Raw genomic sequence first — 15,666 nt, forward strand, 5'->3', positions numbered from 1 at the left:
AGAAAATTCACTTGTAAAGGTAAGGCAGAGGTTGGCAATATACAGAACTGAATAAAAAAGTCATATTTTTGACTGTTTTGACCACCATTTAATCGCTACAGGCTGTTAAGCGAGTCAGCCAGGAAGGAACACTGTGAAACAATCTGCATTTAAACATCAACTCTTCGTCGCACTGATACAACTGGTACTGGTTGCCCTGGCCTGTGTTCTTGGCTATGCCCTGTCACGGGAGATGAACCTTATTCCCAAGGCTGTATTGCGCCTGCCGGAGGTGTATGTCAGTACGGCGGATATGTGGAGCCTGACGCGCATTTTTGTGGTGATTTATCTGATTCAGATTGTGATCAGCTCGCTGAGCCTTAAAAGTCATGGTTTTACATCACTGAGGCGTTTCGGTACCGAGTATATTTTTTACCTGTTTGCCTATACCACGGCATCCTTGTACAGCTTCCTGGCCACCACAATTAACTATGATCCCCAGCTCATTGCCGCCATTGGCCTGTTGTCGACACTGTTTTACCTGCTGGCCATGATGGCCGTGGTGCTGTGGCGGGATAAGGCTGCTATCGGCGCCGCCATCGGTCAGCCTGTCTGGGCGCTGTTAAAACGCCTGGTGAGTATTCCCGGTGTGCTGGCTATTGTGTATTTTCTGGTGCCACTGGCGCTCGGTGTGGCCTTTACCGCCGATCGGGATATCGCTAACCGTATTACCCAGATCCGTATTTTCTTCAACCCGGTGCCTGAATCCGAATGGGGGCTGAAGAACCTTTATCCTGAACTGGTGTTCGAGCAGCCTGTACTGGTGAAAAAAGCGCCGCAGGATCCGGACAGCCTGTATGTGCTGGAGCGGGTTGGTCGCGTGTATAAGGTGCCGTTTCCTGACGGTGGCAATAAGGAACTGGTGCTGGATATCCGCGATCAGTTAGGTGAAGTGGAAGTGGAGAACGGCGCCATTGGCATGGCCTTTCATCCGCTTTTCAATCAGGCCGATGATCAACAGTTTATGTACCTGTATTACACCGATACCCGCCCGGAAGAAGGCCAGCTTAACAAACTGTCCCGTTTTGATTTGAGTGAAAGCGATTTAGATGCCCGTAAGGCTTCCGAGTTTAAAATTCTGAGCCTGCCGAGAATAGATGATGGTTTCCATAACGGTGGCTCTGTAGAGTTTGGCCCTGACGGTTATCTGTATATTGGTTTAGGTGAGGGAGTGCGGCCCAAAGGTGTGCAGCTTTCTGCTGAGGTTTTCCGGGCCGGAATATTGCGGCTGGATGTGGATATGCAGCCCGGCAACTTGCCGCCGGAGCCCTTTGAACACGGTGAGGTTCAGGGGTATCACGTGCCCGCAGACAATCCTTTCGTCGACAGAGAGGATATCCGCTCTGAGTTTTGGGCTTTGGGACTACGCAACCCCTTCCGGTTTACCTTTGATGCCGAAACGAATGATCTCTGGTTGGGTGATGTGGGCTCGACCATCTGGGAAGAAATAAATCTGGTGGAAAAGGGTAAGCATTACCAATATCCGGTTATTGAGGGGCGCAATCCTACTGGGAAATCTGGTTGGGAAGAGCTGGATATTCCCATGCAGGGGCCGGTGTATACCTATCAGCACACCGCTTATGATCGCGCGGTGATTGGTGGTGCGGTGGCCCGTGGCGATAATTACCCGTCGTTGAAAGGCAAGTACGTGTTCGCCGATAATTACTCGGCCAAGATATTTGTGATGGATGCCGACAAACACCAGGTGGATGAGGTACAGCTGATTGCCAGGGCCAGCCAGTATGCCCAGCGCGGTGTCAGTTCGGTGGTACAGGTTGAATCCGGTGAGATCCTGGTGACCACCTTAGGTGCTGCTTCTGAACCAAGCGGTGAAGTGCTGGTGCTGGTGAAAGCCGAAGAAGCCGATGTGGTAGAGCGTGAAGACGAAAATACTGAGGCGCCAAAGGATTATGACGAAGAAACCACAGCGGCCTTATTTGCGGTCAACTGTGCCCGGTGTCATGGTGTAAAGGGTGATGGTAAAGGGCCGGACTCATCCATGCTGGGTGTGGAGCTGCCCGATCTGACTTCACCCATGTACCATTTTGAAACCTCGGCCGAGGATATTCATGCAGTGATCGAAAAAGGCGGTGCAGAGGTGGGCATGAGCCCGATGATGCCGCCATGGGGTGGTTTCCTTAAGCCTGAAGAAATCGATCACCTGGTGATTTACATTCAGTCACTGCCTGACAAGCATCACCATCATTGATGGCAGGATGAATACAGAAGTTTAGCCTGCAGGGAGCGAAGCGGATTGCGGGTTATCCCCGGATTGCGCTTCGCTGCATCCGGGCTACGCCTCTATCCAACCTAAAAATGCTTATTGTAGGTCGGATTTTAATCCGACAACGTACGGCAAAGCGAATTCTTGCGGCATGTGTCGGAATAAATTCCGACCTACCTGGGTAGGGGATATGGTAGGTCGGACTTTAGTCCGACAATAGCGCCGGCTAAACAGGATGACAGGTATTATCACAATCGTCGGAATAAATTCCGACCTACACCTTATGTAGTCCTTCCCGCGCAGGCGGGAATCCAGTGTTGCTTTCTTATCTGCTTCTGCGCCGTTTAAGTCCTTCCCGCGCAGGCGGGAATCCAGTGCCCTCTCTTTCGCTATAACCTATACCTTGAACAAGGAATAAAATTTTCTATCAATTGTCGTGCCGGGGTGTGGCTGCCCCTGTCCAAAGCGGCGCAAATCCGCTAGAATCCGCCTCCCTTGTTTTGTAAAAAAATGACCGATTTATGTTAGAAATCAATCCACTGAAAACTGGTCTTGCTGATGTCCGTGAGCGCACTGCGGCGCTTAGGGGGTATCTTTGACTTCGATCTGAAGCAGGAAAGGCTGGAGGAAGTTAATCGCGAACTGGAAAACCCCGATGTCTGGAATGACCCCGAACGGGCTCAGGCACTGGGTAAAGAGAAAGTCGCTCTGGAATCGGTGGTGGAAACCATTCTTGAACTGGAGCAGGGCAGTGAAGATGTTGAGGGCCTGATGGAGCTGGCTGTAGAGGCCGATGATCAGGAAACCCTGGATGAAGGTCAGCAGGAACTCAACGGCCTGATCGAAAAGCTTGAGGATCTGGAATTCAAGCGCATGTTCAGCGGCCCCCATGACACCAATGATTGTTATCTGGATATCCAGGCAGGGTCCGGCGGCACTGAAGCCCAGGACTGGGCCAATATCCTGCTGCGTATGTATCTGCGCTGGGGTGAAGATCATGGTTTTAAAACTGAGCTGATCGAAGTCTCCGACGGTGACGTGGCCGGTATCAAAAGCGCCACTATCCGCTTTGGCGGTGAATATGCCTTTGGCTGGTTGCGCACTGAAACCGGTGTGCATCGTCTGGTGCGTAAATCCCCCTTTGATTCGGGCAACCGTCGGCATACCTCCTTCGCCTCGGCCTTTGCCTATCCGGAGATCGACGACAATATTGAGATCGATATCAACCCGGCGGATTTACGTATCGATACCTACCGGGCCAGTGGTGCCGGTGGTCAGCACGTTAACCGTACCGATTCAGCGGTGCGTATTACCCACGAGCCCAGCGGCATCGTAGTGCAGTGTCAGAATGACCGCTCCCAGCACAAGAACAAAGATCAGGCCATGAAACAGCTCAAAGCCAAGCTTTTTGAGATGGAAATGCAAAAGCAGAACGAGCAGAAGCAGGCCATGGAAGATACCAAATCGGATATTGGCTGGGGCAGCCAGATCCGCTCTTATGTGCTGGACGACTCGCGGATTAAAGATCTGCGTACCGGCGTTGAAACCCATAATACCCAGGCCGTACTTGATGGCGGGCTGGATAAATTTATTCAGGCGAGTCTGAAATCCGGACTCTAGTCAGACCCAGGCCAAAGCAGGAAAGAGTAACATGACCACAGATATCCAGCAGGAAGAGAACCGACTGATCGCAGAGCGCCGCGCCAAGCTGGCCGAGATCCGTGAAAACTGCAAGGCCAATGGCCATCCTAATGATTTTCATCGTGAGCACTACAGTCAGGATTTGCAGGATGAATTCGGTGATAAGGACAAAGCCGAACTCGAAGAGCTGGGTAAGATTGTCAGTGTGGCCGGGCGTATTCTGGCCAAGCGCGGGCCATTCCTGTTGCTGCAGGATATGAAAGGCCGCATTCAGGCTTATGCCAGTAAGGATGCACAGAAAGATATCAAAGCCCGCTTCGGCAGCCTGGATATTGGCGATATTATCGGTGTAACCGGCGAGCTGCATAAATCTGGCAAGGGCGATTTGTATGTGAATATGGCCCAGTACAGCCTGCTCACCAAGTCGTTGCGGCCGTTGCCGGAGAAATTCCATGGTCTGGCCGATCAGGAAACCAAATACCGCCAGCGCTATGTGGATCTGATCATGAGCCAGCAGACCCGCGATACCTTTAAAGTGCGCAGCAAGATCGTTAACGGCATCCGTCGTTATTTAAGTGAGCGCGACTTTATGGAAGTGGAAACGCCGATGCTGCAAGTGATCCCCGGCGGCGCCACGGCCAAACCTTTTGTGACCCACCACAATGCCCTGGATATCGATATGTATCTGCGTATCGCGCCGGAGTTGTATCTTAAGCGTCTGGTGGTAGGTGGTTTCGAGCGGGTATTTGAGATCAACCGTAATTTCCGTAATGAAGGGCTATCCACCCGCCATAACCCGGAATTTACCATGATCGAGTTCTATCAGGCCTATGCCGATTACCGCGATCTGATGGATCTCACCGAAGATATGCTGCGCACGCTGGCCAAAGACGTGCTCGGTACCACAGATATCGTTAATACCCTGCGTGATACAGAAGGGAATGTGCTGGAAGAAAAGCACTATGACTTCGCTCAGCCTTTTGCCCGCCTGAGCATGAGTGATGCGATCCTCAAATACTGGCCGGAAGCGGACGAAGCAGCAATCAAGGATCCGGAAAATCATCTCGATAGCTTAAAGGCCATGGCGAAAAAGCTGCATATCAAAGAGCCCGAAGTGGACGGTATCTGGGGTGCCGGTAAATATCTGTGTGAAATCTTCGAAGCCACTGCCGAAGAACAACTGGATCAGCCCACCTTTATTACTGAGTATCCGTGGGAAGTTTCACCGCTGGCCCGTCGTAATGACGTTAACCCCTTTATTACCGACCGGTTTGAGTTTTTTGTCGGCGGCCGCGAACTGGCCAACGGTTTCTCGGAGCTTAACGATGCCGAAGATCAGGCGGCCCGCTTCCGCAAGCAGGTGGAAGAAAAAGATGCCGGCGATGAAGAAGCCATGCACTTTGATGAAGACTATATCCGCGCCCTGGAATATGGTCTGCCACCCACAGCAGGTGAGGGGATTGGTATCGATCGTCTGGTGATGCTGTTTACCGACAGCCCCACCATTAAGGATGTGATCCTCTTCCCCCATATGCGCCCGCAAGGGGAGTAAGTAGTCAGACAGTGAGGGGAGAAGTGTAGCCTGCAAGGAGCGAAGCGGATTGCGGGTCATCCTCCCGGATTTCGCTTCGCTGCATCCGGGCTACTCCTCTATTCAATCTGGAAATGCTTTTTGTAGGTCGGATTTTAATCCGACAACGTCAGACAAAGCTGTACTGTAAGGCATGTGTCGGAATAAATTCCGACCTACAAGAGAGATACCCGGAATCTTTGTCTGACAGTTGAGCCCTGATTTTCATCTTCACCGCTGTTGGTCAAATGTCCTGACGTTCGTCAGGATGACACTCGCTTGTTGCCGGGCTACTCTTCACATCTATCTCGTAGTGAGGGGAGAAGTGTAGCCTGCAAGGAGCGAAGCGGATTGCGGGTCATCCCCCGGATTTCGCTTCGCTGCATCCGGGCTACTCCTCTATTCAACCTGGAAATGCTTTTTGTAGGTCGGATTTTAATCCGACAACATCAGACAAAGCTGATCTGTGAGGTATGTGTCGGAATAAATTCCGACCTACAAGAGAGATGCCCGGAATCTTTGTCTGCCAGTTGAGCCCCTGATTTTCATCTTCACAGCTGTTGGTCAAATGTCCTGACGCTCGTCAGGATGACACTCGCTTGTTGCAAGGCTACTTCTCACATCTATCTCGCAGTGTGGGGAGAAGTGTAGCCTGCAAGGAGCGAAGCGGATTGCGGGTTATCCTCCCGGATTTCGCTTCGCTGCATCCGGGCTACTCCTCTATTCAATCTGGAAATGCTTTTTGTAGGTCGGATTTTAATCCGACAACGTCAGACAAAGCTGTACTGTAAGGCATGTGTCGGAATAAATTCCGACCTACAAGAGAGATACCCGGAATCTTTGTCTGACAGTTGAGCCCTGATTTTCATCTTCACCGCTGTTGGTCAAATGTCCTGACGTTCGTCAGGATGACACTCGCTTGTTGCCGGGCTACTCTTCACACTTATCTTCTTACACCTCTCTCACCTAATTGATAATTCAGCATTTTCTGCCTATGTTCAATAGGAGCCCATAACCGAGCCCAGGCTTGAATAGGGTGTGTCCTGTGACTAACCAAGTAGGTATGACAATGAAAAATCTCGCTTTAATCTTTGCTTCCACTTCGCTGGTGAGCATTTCTGCTAATGCTGCCACCGTAAGTATTCGCGCCGATGAATGGTTCCCTATGAATGGTGAGCCGGGGGCTTCAAAACCAGGCTTTATGATTGAACTGGCTGAGCGTGTATTTGGTGATGCCGGCCATACAGTGGATTACAAGCTCATGCCCTGGGAGCGGGCTCTGGATTCGGTCAGAAAAGGAGATTTTGATTGTGTGGTGGGTGCTTATAAGGACGACGCTCCGGACTTCGTGTTCCCTGAAGAACACTGGGGGCTGGATAATACGGCTTTTTATGTACAGGAGGGCAGTGATTGGACGTTTAACGGTTACGACTCGTTGCTGACTCAGAAAGTTGCGGTGATCAATGGTTATGCTTATGGCGAGGAGTTTGATCAGTTGGTTAAAGAGAACCCTCAGGTGTTTCAGGGCATAGGCGGTAATGATGCACTGGAGAAAAACATCAAGAAACTGGAGGCGGGCAGGGTGGATGTACTGGTCGAGTCACCTAGTGTGCTGGCCGCGAAAATGAAGGATATGGGTGTGACCGGGTTTAAGCGCGCCGGAGACATGGGTGAGCCGTCTAAAATGTATATTGCCTGCAGCCCGGCTAAAGAGAGCTCTAAAGACTATGTGAAGCTGGTGGATGAAGGCACGGCTAAACTCAGGGAGTCTGGTGATCTGGAAAAGATTATGGCCAATTATGGTATGACTGACTGGAAGTAATTCGCCTGAGAATGAATAACATTGCCGGCACGAATTATCGGGCCGGCAATGTAAAGGCGTCTTGAGCGGATCTTTAATGTGAGTGATCGCAGCCCTGATCGCCATGCACATGGCCATGGGCCAGTTCTTCTTCAGTGGCTTCACGCACATCCAGCACCTCAACATCAAAGCTGAGGGTGACACCGGAAAGAGGGTGGTTGCCGTCGATCACCACACCATCATCATTCACATCGATGACCACAACAGATTGTTCGCCGTCATCGGTGGTGGCACGAAACTGCATGCCGACATCCACGTCCATGCCTTCAAACATAGACTTGGGCACCACCTGCACCAGCTCTTCATGGCGCTCACCATAGGCCAGTTCCGGCGCTACCTGCACTTCAAAACTGTCACCAACGGCTTTGTCTTCCAATGCATCTTCCAGCCCCTGGATGAGGAAGTTATGGCCGTGAATAAAGCGCATGGGTTCACCATCTCTTGAAGAGTCAATTTGCACACCATCGGCTGAGCTGACGGTGTAATGCATGGTAACCACTGCGTTAGGGGCAATTTTCATATTGGATTTCTCCGGTTAATCAATTTTGGCCAACGGCCATGAGGACTCTATTTTGACAGTTTTTGGCTATAGATGAAATGGTGGGAAACAGAAGTCAATCTTAACCGCTTAGTTGCCGGCTAAAGATCCTGACGTTCGTCAGGGTGAGGTTTTCAATTTGTCTGAATTTAGAACAGAAGTGTAGCCTGCAAGGAGCGAAGCGGATTGCGGGTCATCCCTCGGATTGTGCTTCGCTGCATCCAGGTATGTCCAGCACCTTTGATAACTGAATCTTATTCATCGAAATGTTTTAGTTCAAAGGTTGCTGGGCTACGCCTGTATTCAACTCAAAAAGCTTTTTGTAGGTCGGATTTTAATCCGACAACGTCAGACAACGCTAATCTGTGAGGTATGTGTCGGAATAAATTCCGACCTACCAGAGAAATAGCCGGAACCTTTGTCAGCCTGCCGATGTGTATATTTTATCAGCACCGCTACCGGTTAAAGGTCCTGAATCAGGTTCAGGACGACGGACTATTCTTTGATTGACGTTATCCGCCAAGCGCCGATTTATCGCTTTCTGCTTCCAGGGTGTAGGGCAGTGGCTGTACCTTAAAATGCGTATCTGGCTGCTCTTTACTGCGCAGGATCTCATCCGCCGCAGTGTCATTAGCCAGCACGGCCAGTACCCAGGTCTCTTTGGCCAGGGCAACACAGCTCAGCACGGTGCCGCCACGGCGCCAGTTCTCGCCAAGCTGTTTTTCCAGTATATCGCCGGGTTTCAGCGCGCGGTGCCCTTCTGCTTTGAGAATAAAGGCAGCGCGCTTGTTTTTACCCAGAAACTTAGTGCGGGCGACCACTTCCTGGCCCATATAGCAGCCTTTGCTGAAGTTGATGGCGTCCAGGGCCTGCATATTCATCATCTGAGGCACGAATTCGCCACTGGTATCGGCGTTAAGGCTGGCGATACCGGCCTGAATATCGATTAAATTCCACAGTGGAGCCGGAGACAAAGGGGGAGCCTGGCGCATCAGATCCTCGGCAAGATCTGGTTTGAGCAGTAACATGTAGCGCCGGTGGGGGCTGTCAAACCCTATCACCACCCCCTGGCTATTGCATACAGCGCCCTGATCTTTCTCTGGCAGGCTGGTAAAGTGCTCCGTTATCCATTGCTCTACTGACTCACCGCTGCCACCTAGCAATAGGTAGTCCTCTGCCGGGGTGATCTCTACCTGCGAGAATACGGCATATTTTTTAAGTTGCTCCAGTGACTTGTCGACGGCGCCCCGGTGACCAATCAGGAAATTATTGTCACCGTCGGTGGCGACAGTGTAAATGTCCCAGGTTTTACCTTTGAACTCGCAATGACAGGCGAGCAGAGACCGTTGTCTGGACAACAGGTTAACATCATGGGTTAGCTGACCCTGCAGATATTTAGTGGTGTCCGGGCCAGATACTTTCAAGGTTGCTCTGTCTTCAAGCTTAACCAGATATTCACCAGGTAAATTCTTCGCGCTCTCGGGTAAGTAATTCTCTGTCATCGAAATCTGTTTTCTGTTGATCTTGAATTAAAATATGGGGATAGCTGAGTTATTTGCAAGTGTGACGACTTCTGCCCTCTTTGATTAGAGCAATTGAACGGTTGAATTGGTATAGTGCTGGTAATGATTTCTATCTGGAGAAGAGATGTTCACCACCAAACGGATTAACCGTATGAAGTGGGCCTGCCGCCGTGGCATGCTCGAGTTAGATGTACTGTTATTGCCTTTTCTGGAGCAGGCGTTTGATGAGTTGAGCGATCAGCAGAAGGAAACCTTTGAACGTCTGCTGACCTGCGATGACCCCGACCTTTTTGCCTGGGTAATGGGGCATAAACAATGTGATGATCCGGAATTGGCGGCTATGGTGGACACCATCGTCAGCCGTGTCAAAGTATAGAATAGAGACGCAGTCTTCAGTTTATCGGCAGCGCGCGGTGCTGGCCATTCATGTTCTTATATTGCTGAGTATCTGGTTATGGCAGCCGCATAGTTTCAGCTATCAGCAATCTGTACAATGGGTCCTGTCGTTGTTATGTGGCGTATCGCTGATTTGGAGGCTGATTCGACCACCTGCAGAGTATATATTTTATGTCTCGGAGGAAGGAGACTGGCAGTGGGGGCAGCCTGACCAGCCCCAAAGGTTGCTGGCATCTCAATCCAGAGTCACCGGCTGGGTATTATTGATTTGCCTGCAGGACAAGTTATCAGGCGCAACGGCAGAGCGACTGATGCTGTTCAGGGATCAGTTGTCAGAACAGAATTACCGCAGGTTATGTCGGATCATCCTTCGGCGGCAATCCAATTCACAGGAGTAAAGGCTATGCAGATCAGGGAATTTACACCGGCATCACTGCCAGCAGTTCCGCCCATGCTGCTTAAAGCAGCAGTTAAATCTTCTTTTTCCGGCGAAATGCCCACCTTGCCGAATCTTACGCTCAGATGTGAAGGACTTAAGGCCGGGTCAGAGAAGATGGATGAATACCATAGCCTTATCCACTGGCCCCATAAAGATCGGGTTCATCCGGCCTGGTTACATTGTCTGGCACTGCCTCTGCATCTGGCCTTGTTACTGGACAAAGGGTTTCCCTTCAAGGTTATGGGGCTGGTTCATATGGAAAACCGCATCCGTCAGTACCGCCCCATCGGGCGTGATGAAAAGCTGGATGTCAGCTGTTACTTTGACGGGCTCAGACGCCACCGTCTTGGCTGGCAGGTGACGCTGGTAACCCAGGTGCTTATTGACGACGCATTGGTGCTGGAAAGTAAGGGGATTAGTCTGGTGAAAACCGGAGACTTGCCGAAACGGGCGCTGCCGGCAACATCGGCTAATTTGCCGGAAGGGGAAATCTGGGAGCTGGATGCCAGTCTGGGTCGCCAGTATGCCAGGGTGTCAGGAGACTATAATCCGATTCATCTTTATCCCTGGTCGGCCCGCTTCTTCGGGTTTAAGGCTCAGATCATTCACGGCATGTGGAGCAAGGGCCGCTGTATCTCTGCCCTGGCCGACAAGCTGGGCGACAGTTTCGATATCAGAGTCAGCTTCCGAAAACCGATTTTTTTGCCCTGTGAAGTGAGTTTTCACTGTCAGTCTGAGGCGCAAAGTGGCAGCTTTACCCTGGGTTCTGCCGATGGGGAAAAATTACACCTGAGCGGCAAGTACGAAAGGATATAGCACCTGCCCGGATAGGATTACTCCGGGGTCAGAACAGAGGGCGTCGGATTCTCAAGCTGATCGGGATAGTCCAGATTATAATGCAACCCGCGACTTTCCTTGCGCAGCATGGCACAGCGCACAATCAGTTCTGCCACAGTGACCAGGTTTCGCAATTCCAGCAGATTATTGCTAACCCGGAAGTTTGAGTAGTATTCGTTGATTTCCCTTTTTAGCAGTTCAATCCGGTGCCAGGCCCGCTCCAGTCGTTTGTTAGTGCGCACTATCCCTACATAATCCCACATAAATAGCCTGAGCTCGTGCCAGTTATGCTGGATCACCACCTCTTCATCGGAGTCGTTGACCTGGCTTTCGTCCCAGGGGGTTATGCTCTCTTCCGTGGCTGGCTGATGCAGATTAGCCTGGATGTGTTCGGCGGCGGCGCGGGCAAATACCACACATTCGAGCAATGAATTGCTGGCCATGCGATTGGCGCCATGCAGGCCGGTGTAGGCCACTTCACCTATTGCATAGAGATTGTGCAGATCAGTGCGTGCATTGAAATCGGTGACAATACCGCCGCAGCTATAATGGGCCGCGGGTACTACCGGTATCGGTTCTCTGGTGATATCGATTCCCAGACTCATGCATTTCTCATAGATGGTGGGAAAGTGACTGATAATGAAATCTGCCGGTTTATGACGGATATCCAGATACATGCAGTCTGCACCCAGACGCTTCATTTCAAAGTCTATGGCCCGGGCCACAATATCCCGTGGCGCCAGCTCAGCACGCTCATCGAAGTCAGGCATAAAACGGCTGCCATCTTCGCGGATCAGATAGGCTCCTTCACCACGCAGGGCTTCGGTAACCAAAAAATTGCGGGCCTGGGGATGATATAAACAGGTGGGATGAAACTGATTAAATTCCATATTCGCCACCCGGCAACCGACGCGCCAGGCCATGGCGATACCGTCACCACTGGAAACATCGGGGTTAGAGGTATATTGATAAACTTTACTGGCGCCGCCGGTCGCCAGGGTCACAAAGCGGCTGCGGATATGCTCCACACGCTCGTCCTCGCGATTCCACACATAGGCCCCAAGCAATTGTTTCGGCTGCTTGCGGCTGCGAATCAGGTCCACCGCATTGTAACGTTCAAAAAGGCGGATGTTGGGATGGCGGCGCACCGCATCCACTAAGGTGGTCTGTACCGCTTTGCCGGTGGCATCGGCGGCATGCAGGATGCGTCGGTGACTGTGGCCCCCTTCGCGGGTCAGGTGGTAACGGGCATCGCCGCTTGCGTCGGTTTCCTGATCAAAAGGTACGCCAAACTGAATCAGCCACTCCAGTGCATTTTTAGCATTGGAGGCAGTAAATTGCACCGCTCTGTGTTCACACAGCCCGGCACCCGCTTCCATGGTATCCTGCACATGGGAGTCGATGGAGTCATTTTCATCAAATACGGCGGCAATCCCACCCTGAGCATAGAGTGTCGAACCCTCGCTGACGGCACTTTTGCTCAGTACAATAATATTGCAGTGAGAAGCCAGCTTCAGGGCCAGACTCAGACCTGCAGCACCGCTTCCTATAATCAACAGGTCACAATCGTGTTCAATCGCATGGCTCATGGGGTAAACTTACTGGCTTTTAACTGTTTGCGGCATGATACTATTGAAAAGCGTAAAAAGATTCACCATTTGTCCTTCAGTTCCGTGCTTTAGCCCTGATTTTGTTGAAAATAACGAGTATCAGCACAACTAAAAGAATAAAGCTGAAAATAAAATCGAACTTTTTTTTTAACCCGCAGTCTACCTCTGTGCTTGCGTTGAGCCATAGCATCAGAAAGTAGTGGACAGGAGATGTGGCTCGGATGAGCGAGCAATATACAGATCAACAATTAGTTGAAAAGGTACAGCAGGGTGACAAAAATGCCTTCAATCTGTTGGTAGTAAAATACCAGCACAAGGTGGCACATCTGGTATCAAGGTATGTGAAGAATTCCGGTGATGTGGCTGATGTAGCCCAGGAAACCTTTATTAAAGCCTATCGTGCCCTGCCAAATTTCAGGGGCGACAGCGCCTTTTATACCTGGTTGTACCGGATTGCAGTTAACAGCGCCAAGAATTATTTGGTGGCACAAGGGCGAAAGCCGCCAGCCAATGATGTTGACGCAGACGAAGCAGATTTTTACGATGGCAGTGATGCCTTGAAGGAGAATAATTCTCCGGAACGCTCACTGATGTCGCAGCAAATGGAAAAGCTGCTATTTGACACTGTGGATAAGTTACCGGAAGATTTACGCATGGCAATTACCCTGCGCGAATTGGAAGGCCTGAGTTATGAAGAGATAGCGACGGTGATGGAATGCCCTGTGGGCACTGTCAGGTCGCGGATTTTCAGGGCCAGGGAAGCTATCGATAAAGTCATACAGCCCCTTTTGCAGCGTTAGTCAGATTAAGACAGCAAAACGGTGACGCGTTAACAGGAACCTGAGTTTATGACGGAAAAGAAATTTGAAGATCTATCAGCCTGGATGGATGGTGAGTCCGGCACAGGCATGATCGGAGAAACCTGTAATGACAAGGAATTGTCATCTAAGTGGCGCAATTACCACTTGATCCGTGATGGATTGCGTAAGGAACTTCCCTCACAACTGAACTTCGATATCAGTGAAAGTGTTGCCAGGGCCATTGCAGACGAGCCGGCGATACTGGCGCCGAAGAAAGGACTGCGGGATATACCTGTTATCGGTAGTGTGGTGCCATTGATACGCCATGGTGGTCAGTTCGCTATTGCTGCATCCGTTGCCGCCGCGATGATTATCGGCGTACAGCAACTTAATCAACCCAAACCTGAACAGCCATTCAGCTCCGCTCCGGCGTTGCAATTGCCTGGTATGCAGACTGGCGGATTGTCACCGGTAAGTCTTGAACAGACACGTGCTTTGCCGCCGGCGAGTGCCATTGAGCAGAAGCGCCGTATCAGTGCTTATCTTAATGATCATCAGCGCCAGTTGCGCCTGAAAGCTCAGGATACAGAGCGTGCTGATGCAGACAAGGCTGATAAGGAAACCGAACAGAAATAATATGGGTTGTCTTCGCGCACTGATGTTACTGCTGCTTGTTGTCGGTCTGCCCCTGTCCGCGCAGCAGGAGGATGGTGCTAAAGCCTGGCTTGACAGAATGGCCTGGTCCCTGCGTAACCTTAACTATCAGATATCTTTCGTTCTACTCTACCCCAACGGGGATTTTGAACCCTATACCTGGCGACACGCGCTGGTAAACGGCAAAGAAATGGAACATTTGAGCCTGCTCAATGGTCCTGGCCGTGAAATTGTGCGTGTAGCAGACCAGGTCAGTTATTTTGAACCCAATGTTCCTCCCTATTCATTGAGCTCCAATGTGATCAATGGCCCAATCCCTGCTGAGCTTTTCCGCGAGCCGTCGAGTCTGGCTCAGGGCTATGATTTTGTGATGGTGGGTACCAGTCGTGTATCCGGCAGACTGGCGCAGCAACTCAGGATCGTGAGTAAAGACAAAAGCCGTTATGGCTATAACCTCTGGCTGGATAAACAGACGGCATTGATACTCAGGCTGGATATGTTGAATATGCAGGGCGAGCCTCTGGAACAGATCCAGGTCACATCAATGGAAGTGAATGAGGAGCCTGACGATTACTTTTCTCGTATTGAAACAGAAAAAATGCCTCAGCAGATTGCTCTGTCCAGTACCCGCAGTCAGGAGGCTGACTGGCAGTTTGGCTGGTTACCAGCCGGTATGACGGAAGTACGCAGAGGGGTGCACCGCCTGCCCCTGACCGGTCAATGGGTCGATTATATGATGCTCAGTGACGGGATGGTGGATGTGTCTGTATACCTGCAGAAGATCGACAGCGGGCCGGCAGAAAACGGCTGGTTACAACAGGGCTCCAATACCTTGTTGTCATTACAGGTCGGACAAATGGAAGTGACAGTGGTAGGTAAACTGCCACCGCAGACCGCCAGCTCTATTGCTAAATCCATCAATATAGCGGCATCGACCCATGATTGAAGAGCTGGGTACCATCAAGGCGGTGGATAAGGATCATATCTGGGTCGAAACCATGATCAAGACTACCTGTGGCGGTTGTGTGGCCAATGATCACTGTGGTACCGGCACCGTTGCCCGTGCCTTTTCGCCAAAAACCCAAACCCTGATTTTCAGATGCAGCAAGCATGCTGAAGTGGGCCAGCAGGTTAAACTGGGGATCCCCGAAGAGGCCTTGCTCAGTGCATCGGCGCTGATGTATCTGCTGCCGTTAGTGGTGCTGGTGATCAGTGCCCTGGGGGCGCAATATGCGTTGCCTTATCTGGATCTGCAAAGTGAACTCTGGGTGGTGCTGTTCTCTTTTGCTGCCACCGGCCTTAGCTTCGTTAAGATCCGTCGTATGCTGCAACAGGATGATAAGCAAGTTTACCAGCCCCGCCTGCTGGCGCTGTTACCCCGTAAAGGCGGTGCCGGAAATATCCCTGTCAGTGCTGAAGAGCGCAATATACCCTCAAGCTGATCCCCTTGCTCCGTAAAGGTTGTTTTATGCAACAGATCGCAAAGCGAACCAGAACAGGGTAAAATCGCCGCCTTAATTTGAAACAACGCATT

14 protein-coding genes are annotated in these 15,666 nt (G+C 51.1%); 11 read left to right on the top strand and 3 right to left on the bottom strand.

The window, feature by feature from the left end:
* The first annotated feature begins 133 nt into the window (after positions 1-133).
* From AT746_RS04915 to AT746_RS04930, 4 genes are all read left to right on the top strand, one after another.
* On the top strand, positions 134-2,248 hold the full coding sequence (locus AT746_RS04915) for a PQQ-dependent sugar dehydrogenase (protein ID WP_062477259.1): 2,115 nt from the start codon (positions 134-136) through the stop codon (positions 2,246-2,248).
* Positions 2,249-2,784: 536 nt separating this feature from the next.
* Positions 2,785-3,883 (top strand): peptide chain release factor 2 gene (gene prfB, locus AT746_RS04920; protein ID WP_156413634.1). Its coding sequence is split into 2 segments (ribosomal slippage): positions 2,785-2,859 and positions 2,861-3,883, totalling 1,098 coding nucleotides; the frame shifts between segments, so codons are not numbered across the junction.
* Positions 3,884-3,914: 31 nt separating this feature from the next.
* Complete coding sequence (gene lysS, locus AT746_RS04925; RefSeq protein ID WP_062477261.1) at positions 3,915-5,456, top strand: lysine--tRNA ligase; 1,542 nt, start codon at positions 3,915-3,917, stop codon at positions 5,454-5,456.
* A 1,087-nt stretch (positions 5,457-6,543) separates the two neighbouring features.
* Positions 6,544-7,296, top strand: a complete 753-nt coding sequence (locus tag AT746_RS04930; protein WP_062477264.1) for a substrate-binding periplasmic protein — start codon at positions 6,544-6,546, stop codon at positions 7,294-7,296.
* Between the two features lie 73 nt (positions 7,297-7,369).
* Here the strand turns inward: AT746_RS04930 and AT746_RS04935 are convergent, their stop codons facing one another.
* The gene (locus AT746_RS04935) at positions 7,370-7,855 is read right to left on the bottom strand and encodes an FKBP-type peptidyl-prolyl cis-trans isomerase (protein ID WP_062477267.1); all 486 of its coding nucleotides are present in this window, start codon (positions 7,853-7,855) and stop codon (positions 7,370-7,372) included.
* Between the two features lie 530 nt (positions 7,856-8,385).
* Entirely contained in the window at positions 8,386-9,375 is a 990-nt protein-coding gene (gene ygfZ, locus AT746_RS04940) for a tRNA-modifying protein YgfZ (RefSeq protein ID WP_062477270.1), read from the bottom strand.
* Between the two features lie 145 nt (positions 9,376-9,520).
* Here ygfZ and AT746_RS04945 point away from each other — a divergent pair, with 145 nt between their 5' ends.
* Genes AT746_RS04945 through AT746_RS04955 form a run of 3 tightly spaced genes read left to right on the top strand, consistent with a single transcriptional unit; the run spans position 9,521 to position 11,047 of the window.
* Positions 9,521-9,772, top strand: a complete 252-nt coding sequence (locus AT746_RS04945) for a succinate dehydrogenase assembly factor 2 (RefSeq protein ID WP_062477273.1) — start codon at positions 9,521-9,523, stop codon at positions 9,770-9,772.
* Positions 9,717-10,190 (top strand): protein YgfX, encoded by a 474-nt coding sequence (locus tag AT746_RS20270; RefSeq protein ID WP_420480303.1) that lies wholly within the window; start codon positions 9,717-9,719, stop codon positions 10,188-10,190. The genes AT746_RS04945 and AT746_RS20270 overlap by 56 nt, the downstream gene beginning before the upstream one ends.
* Before the next feature lie 5 nt (positions 10,191-10,195).
* The gene (locus AT746_RS04955) at positions 10,196-11,047 is read left to right on the top strand and encodes a MaoC family dehydratase (protein ID WP_062477279.1); all 852 of its coding nucleotides are present in this window, start codon (positions 10,196-10,198) and stop codon (positions 11,045-11,047) included.
* 17 nt (positions 11,048-11,064) lie between these two features.
* On the opposite strand, the gene nadB is transcribed toward AT746_RS04955, so the two are convergent.
* A complete protein-coding gene (gene nadB / locus AT746_RS04960) occupies positions 11,065-12,657 on the bottom strand; it encodes an L-aspartate oxidase (RefSeq protein WP_062477282.1) in 1,593 nt (530 codons plus the stop codon).
* A gap of 242 nt (positions 12,658-12,899) precedes the next feature.
* On the opposite strand from nadB, the gene rpoE reads away from it, so the two are divergent.
* From rpoE to AT746_RS04980, 4 genes are read left to right on the top strand one after another with little or no spacing between them, the layout of a single operon-like run.
* A complete protein-coding gene (gene rpoE / locus AT746_RS04965; RefSeq protein ID WP_062477285.1) occupies positions 12,900-13,478 on the top strand; it encodes an RNA polymerase sigma factor RpoE in 579 nt (192 codons plus the stop codon).
* A gap of 48 nt (positions 13,479-13,526) precedes the next feature.
* A complete protein-coding gene (locus AT746_RS04970) occupies positions 13,527-14,114 on the top strand; it encodes a sigma-E factor negative regulatory protein (protein ID WP_062477288.1) in 588 nt (195 codons plus the stop codon).
* A 1-nt stretch (position 14,115) separates the two neighbouring features.
* The gene (locus tag AT746_RS04975; protein WP_231731019.1) at positions 14,116-15,078 is read left to right on the top strand and encodes a MucB/RseB C-terminal domain-containing protein; all 963 of its coding nucleotides are present in this window, start codon (positions 14,116-14,118) and stop codon (positions 15,076-15,078) included.
* A complete protein-coding gene (locus tag AT746_RS04980; RefSeq protein ID WP_062477291.1) occupies positions 15,071-15,574 on the top strand; it encodes a SoxR reducing system RseC family protein in 504 nt (167 codons plus the stop codon). Before AT746_RS04975 ends, AT746_RS04980 begins: the two co-directional genes overlap by 8 nt.
* The last annotated feature ends 92 nt before the right edge of the window (positions 15,575-15,666 follow it).

Source organism: Lacimicrobium alkaliphilum, from assembly GCF_001466725.1.
In the GTDB taxonomy this organism is placed as follows: domain Bacteria; phylum Pseudomonadota; class Gammaproteobacteria; order Enterobacterales; family Alteromonadaceae; genus Lacimicrobium; species Lacimicrobium alkaliphilum_B.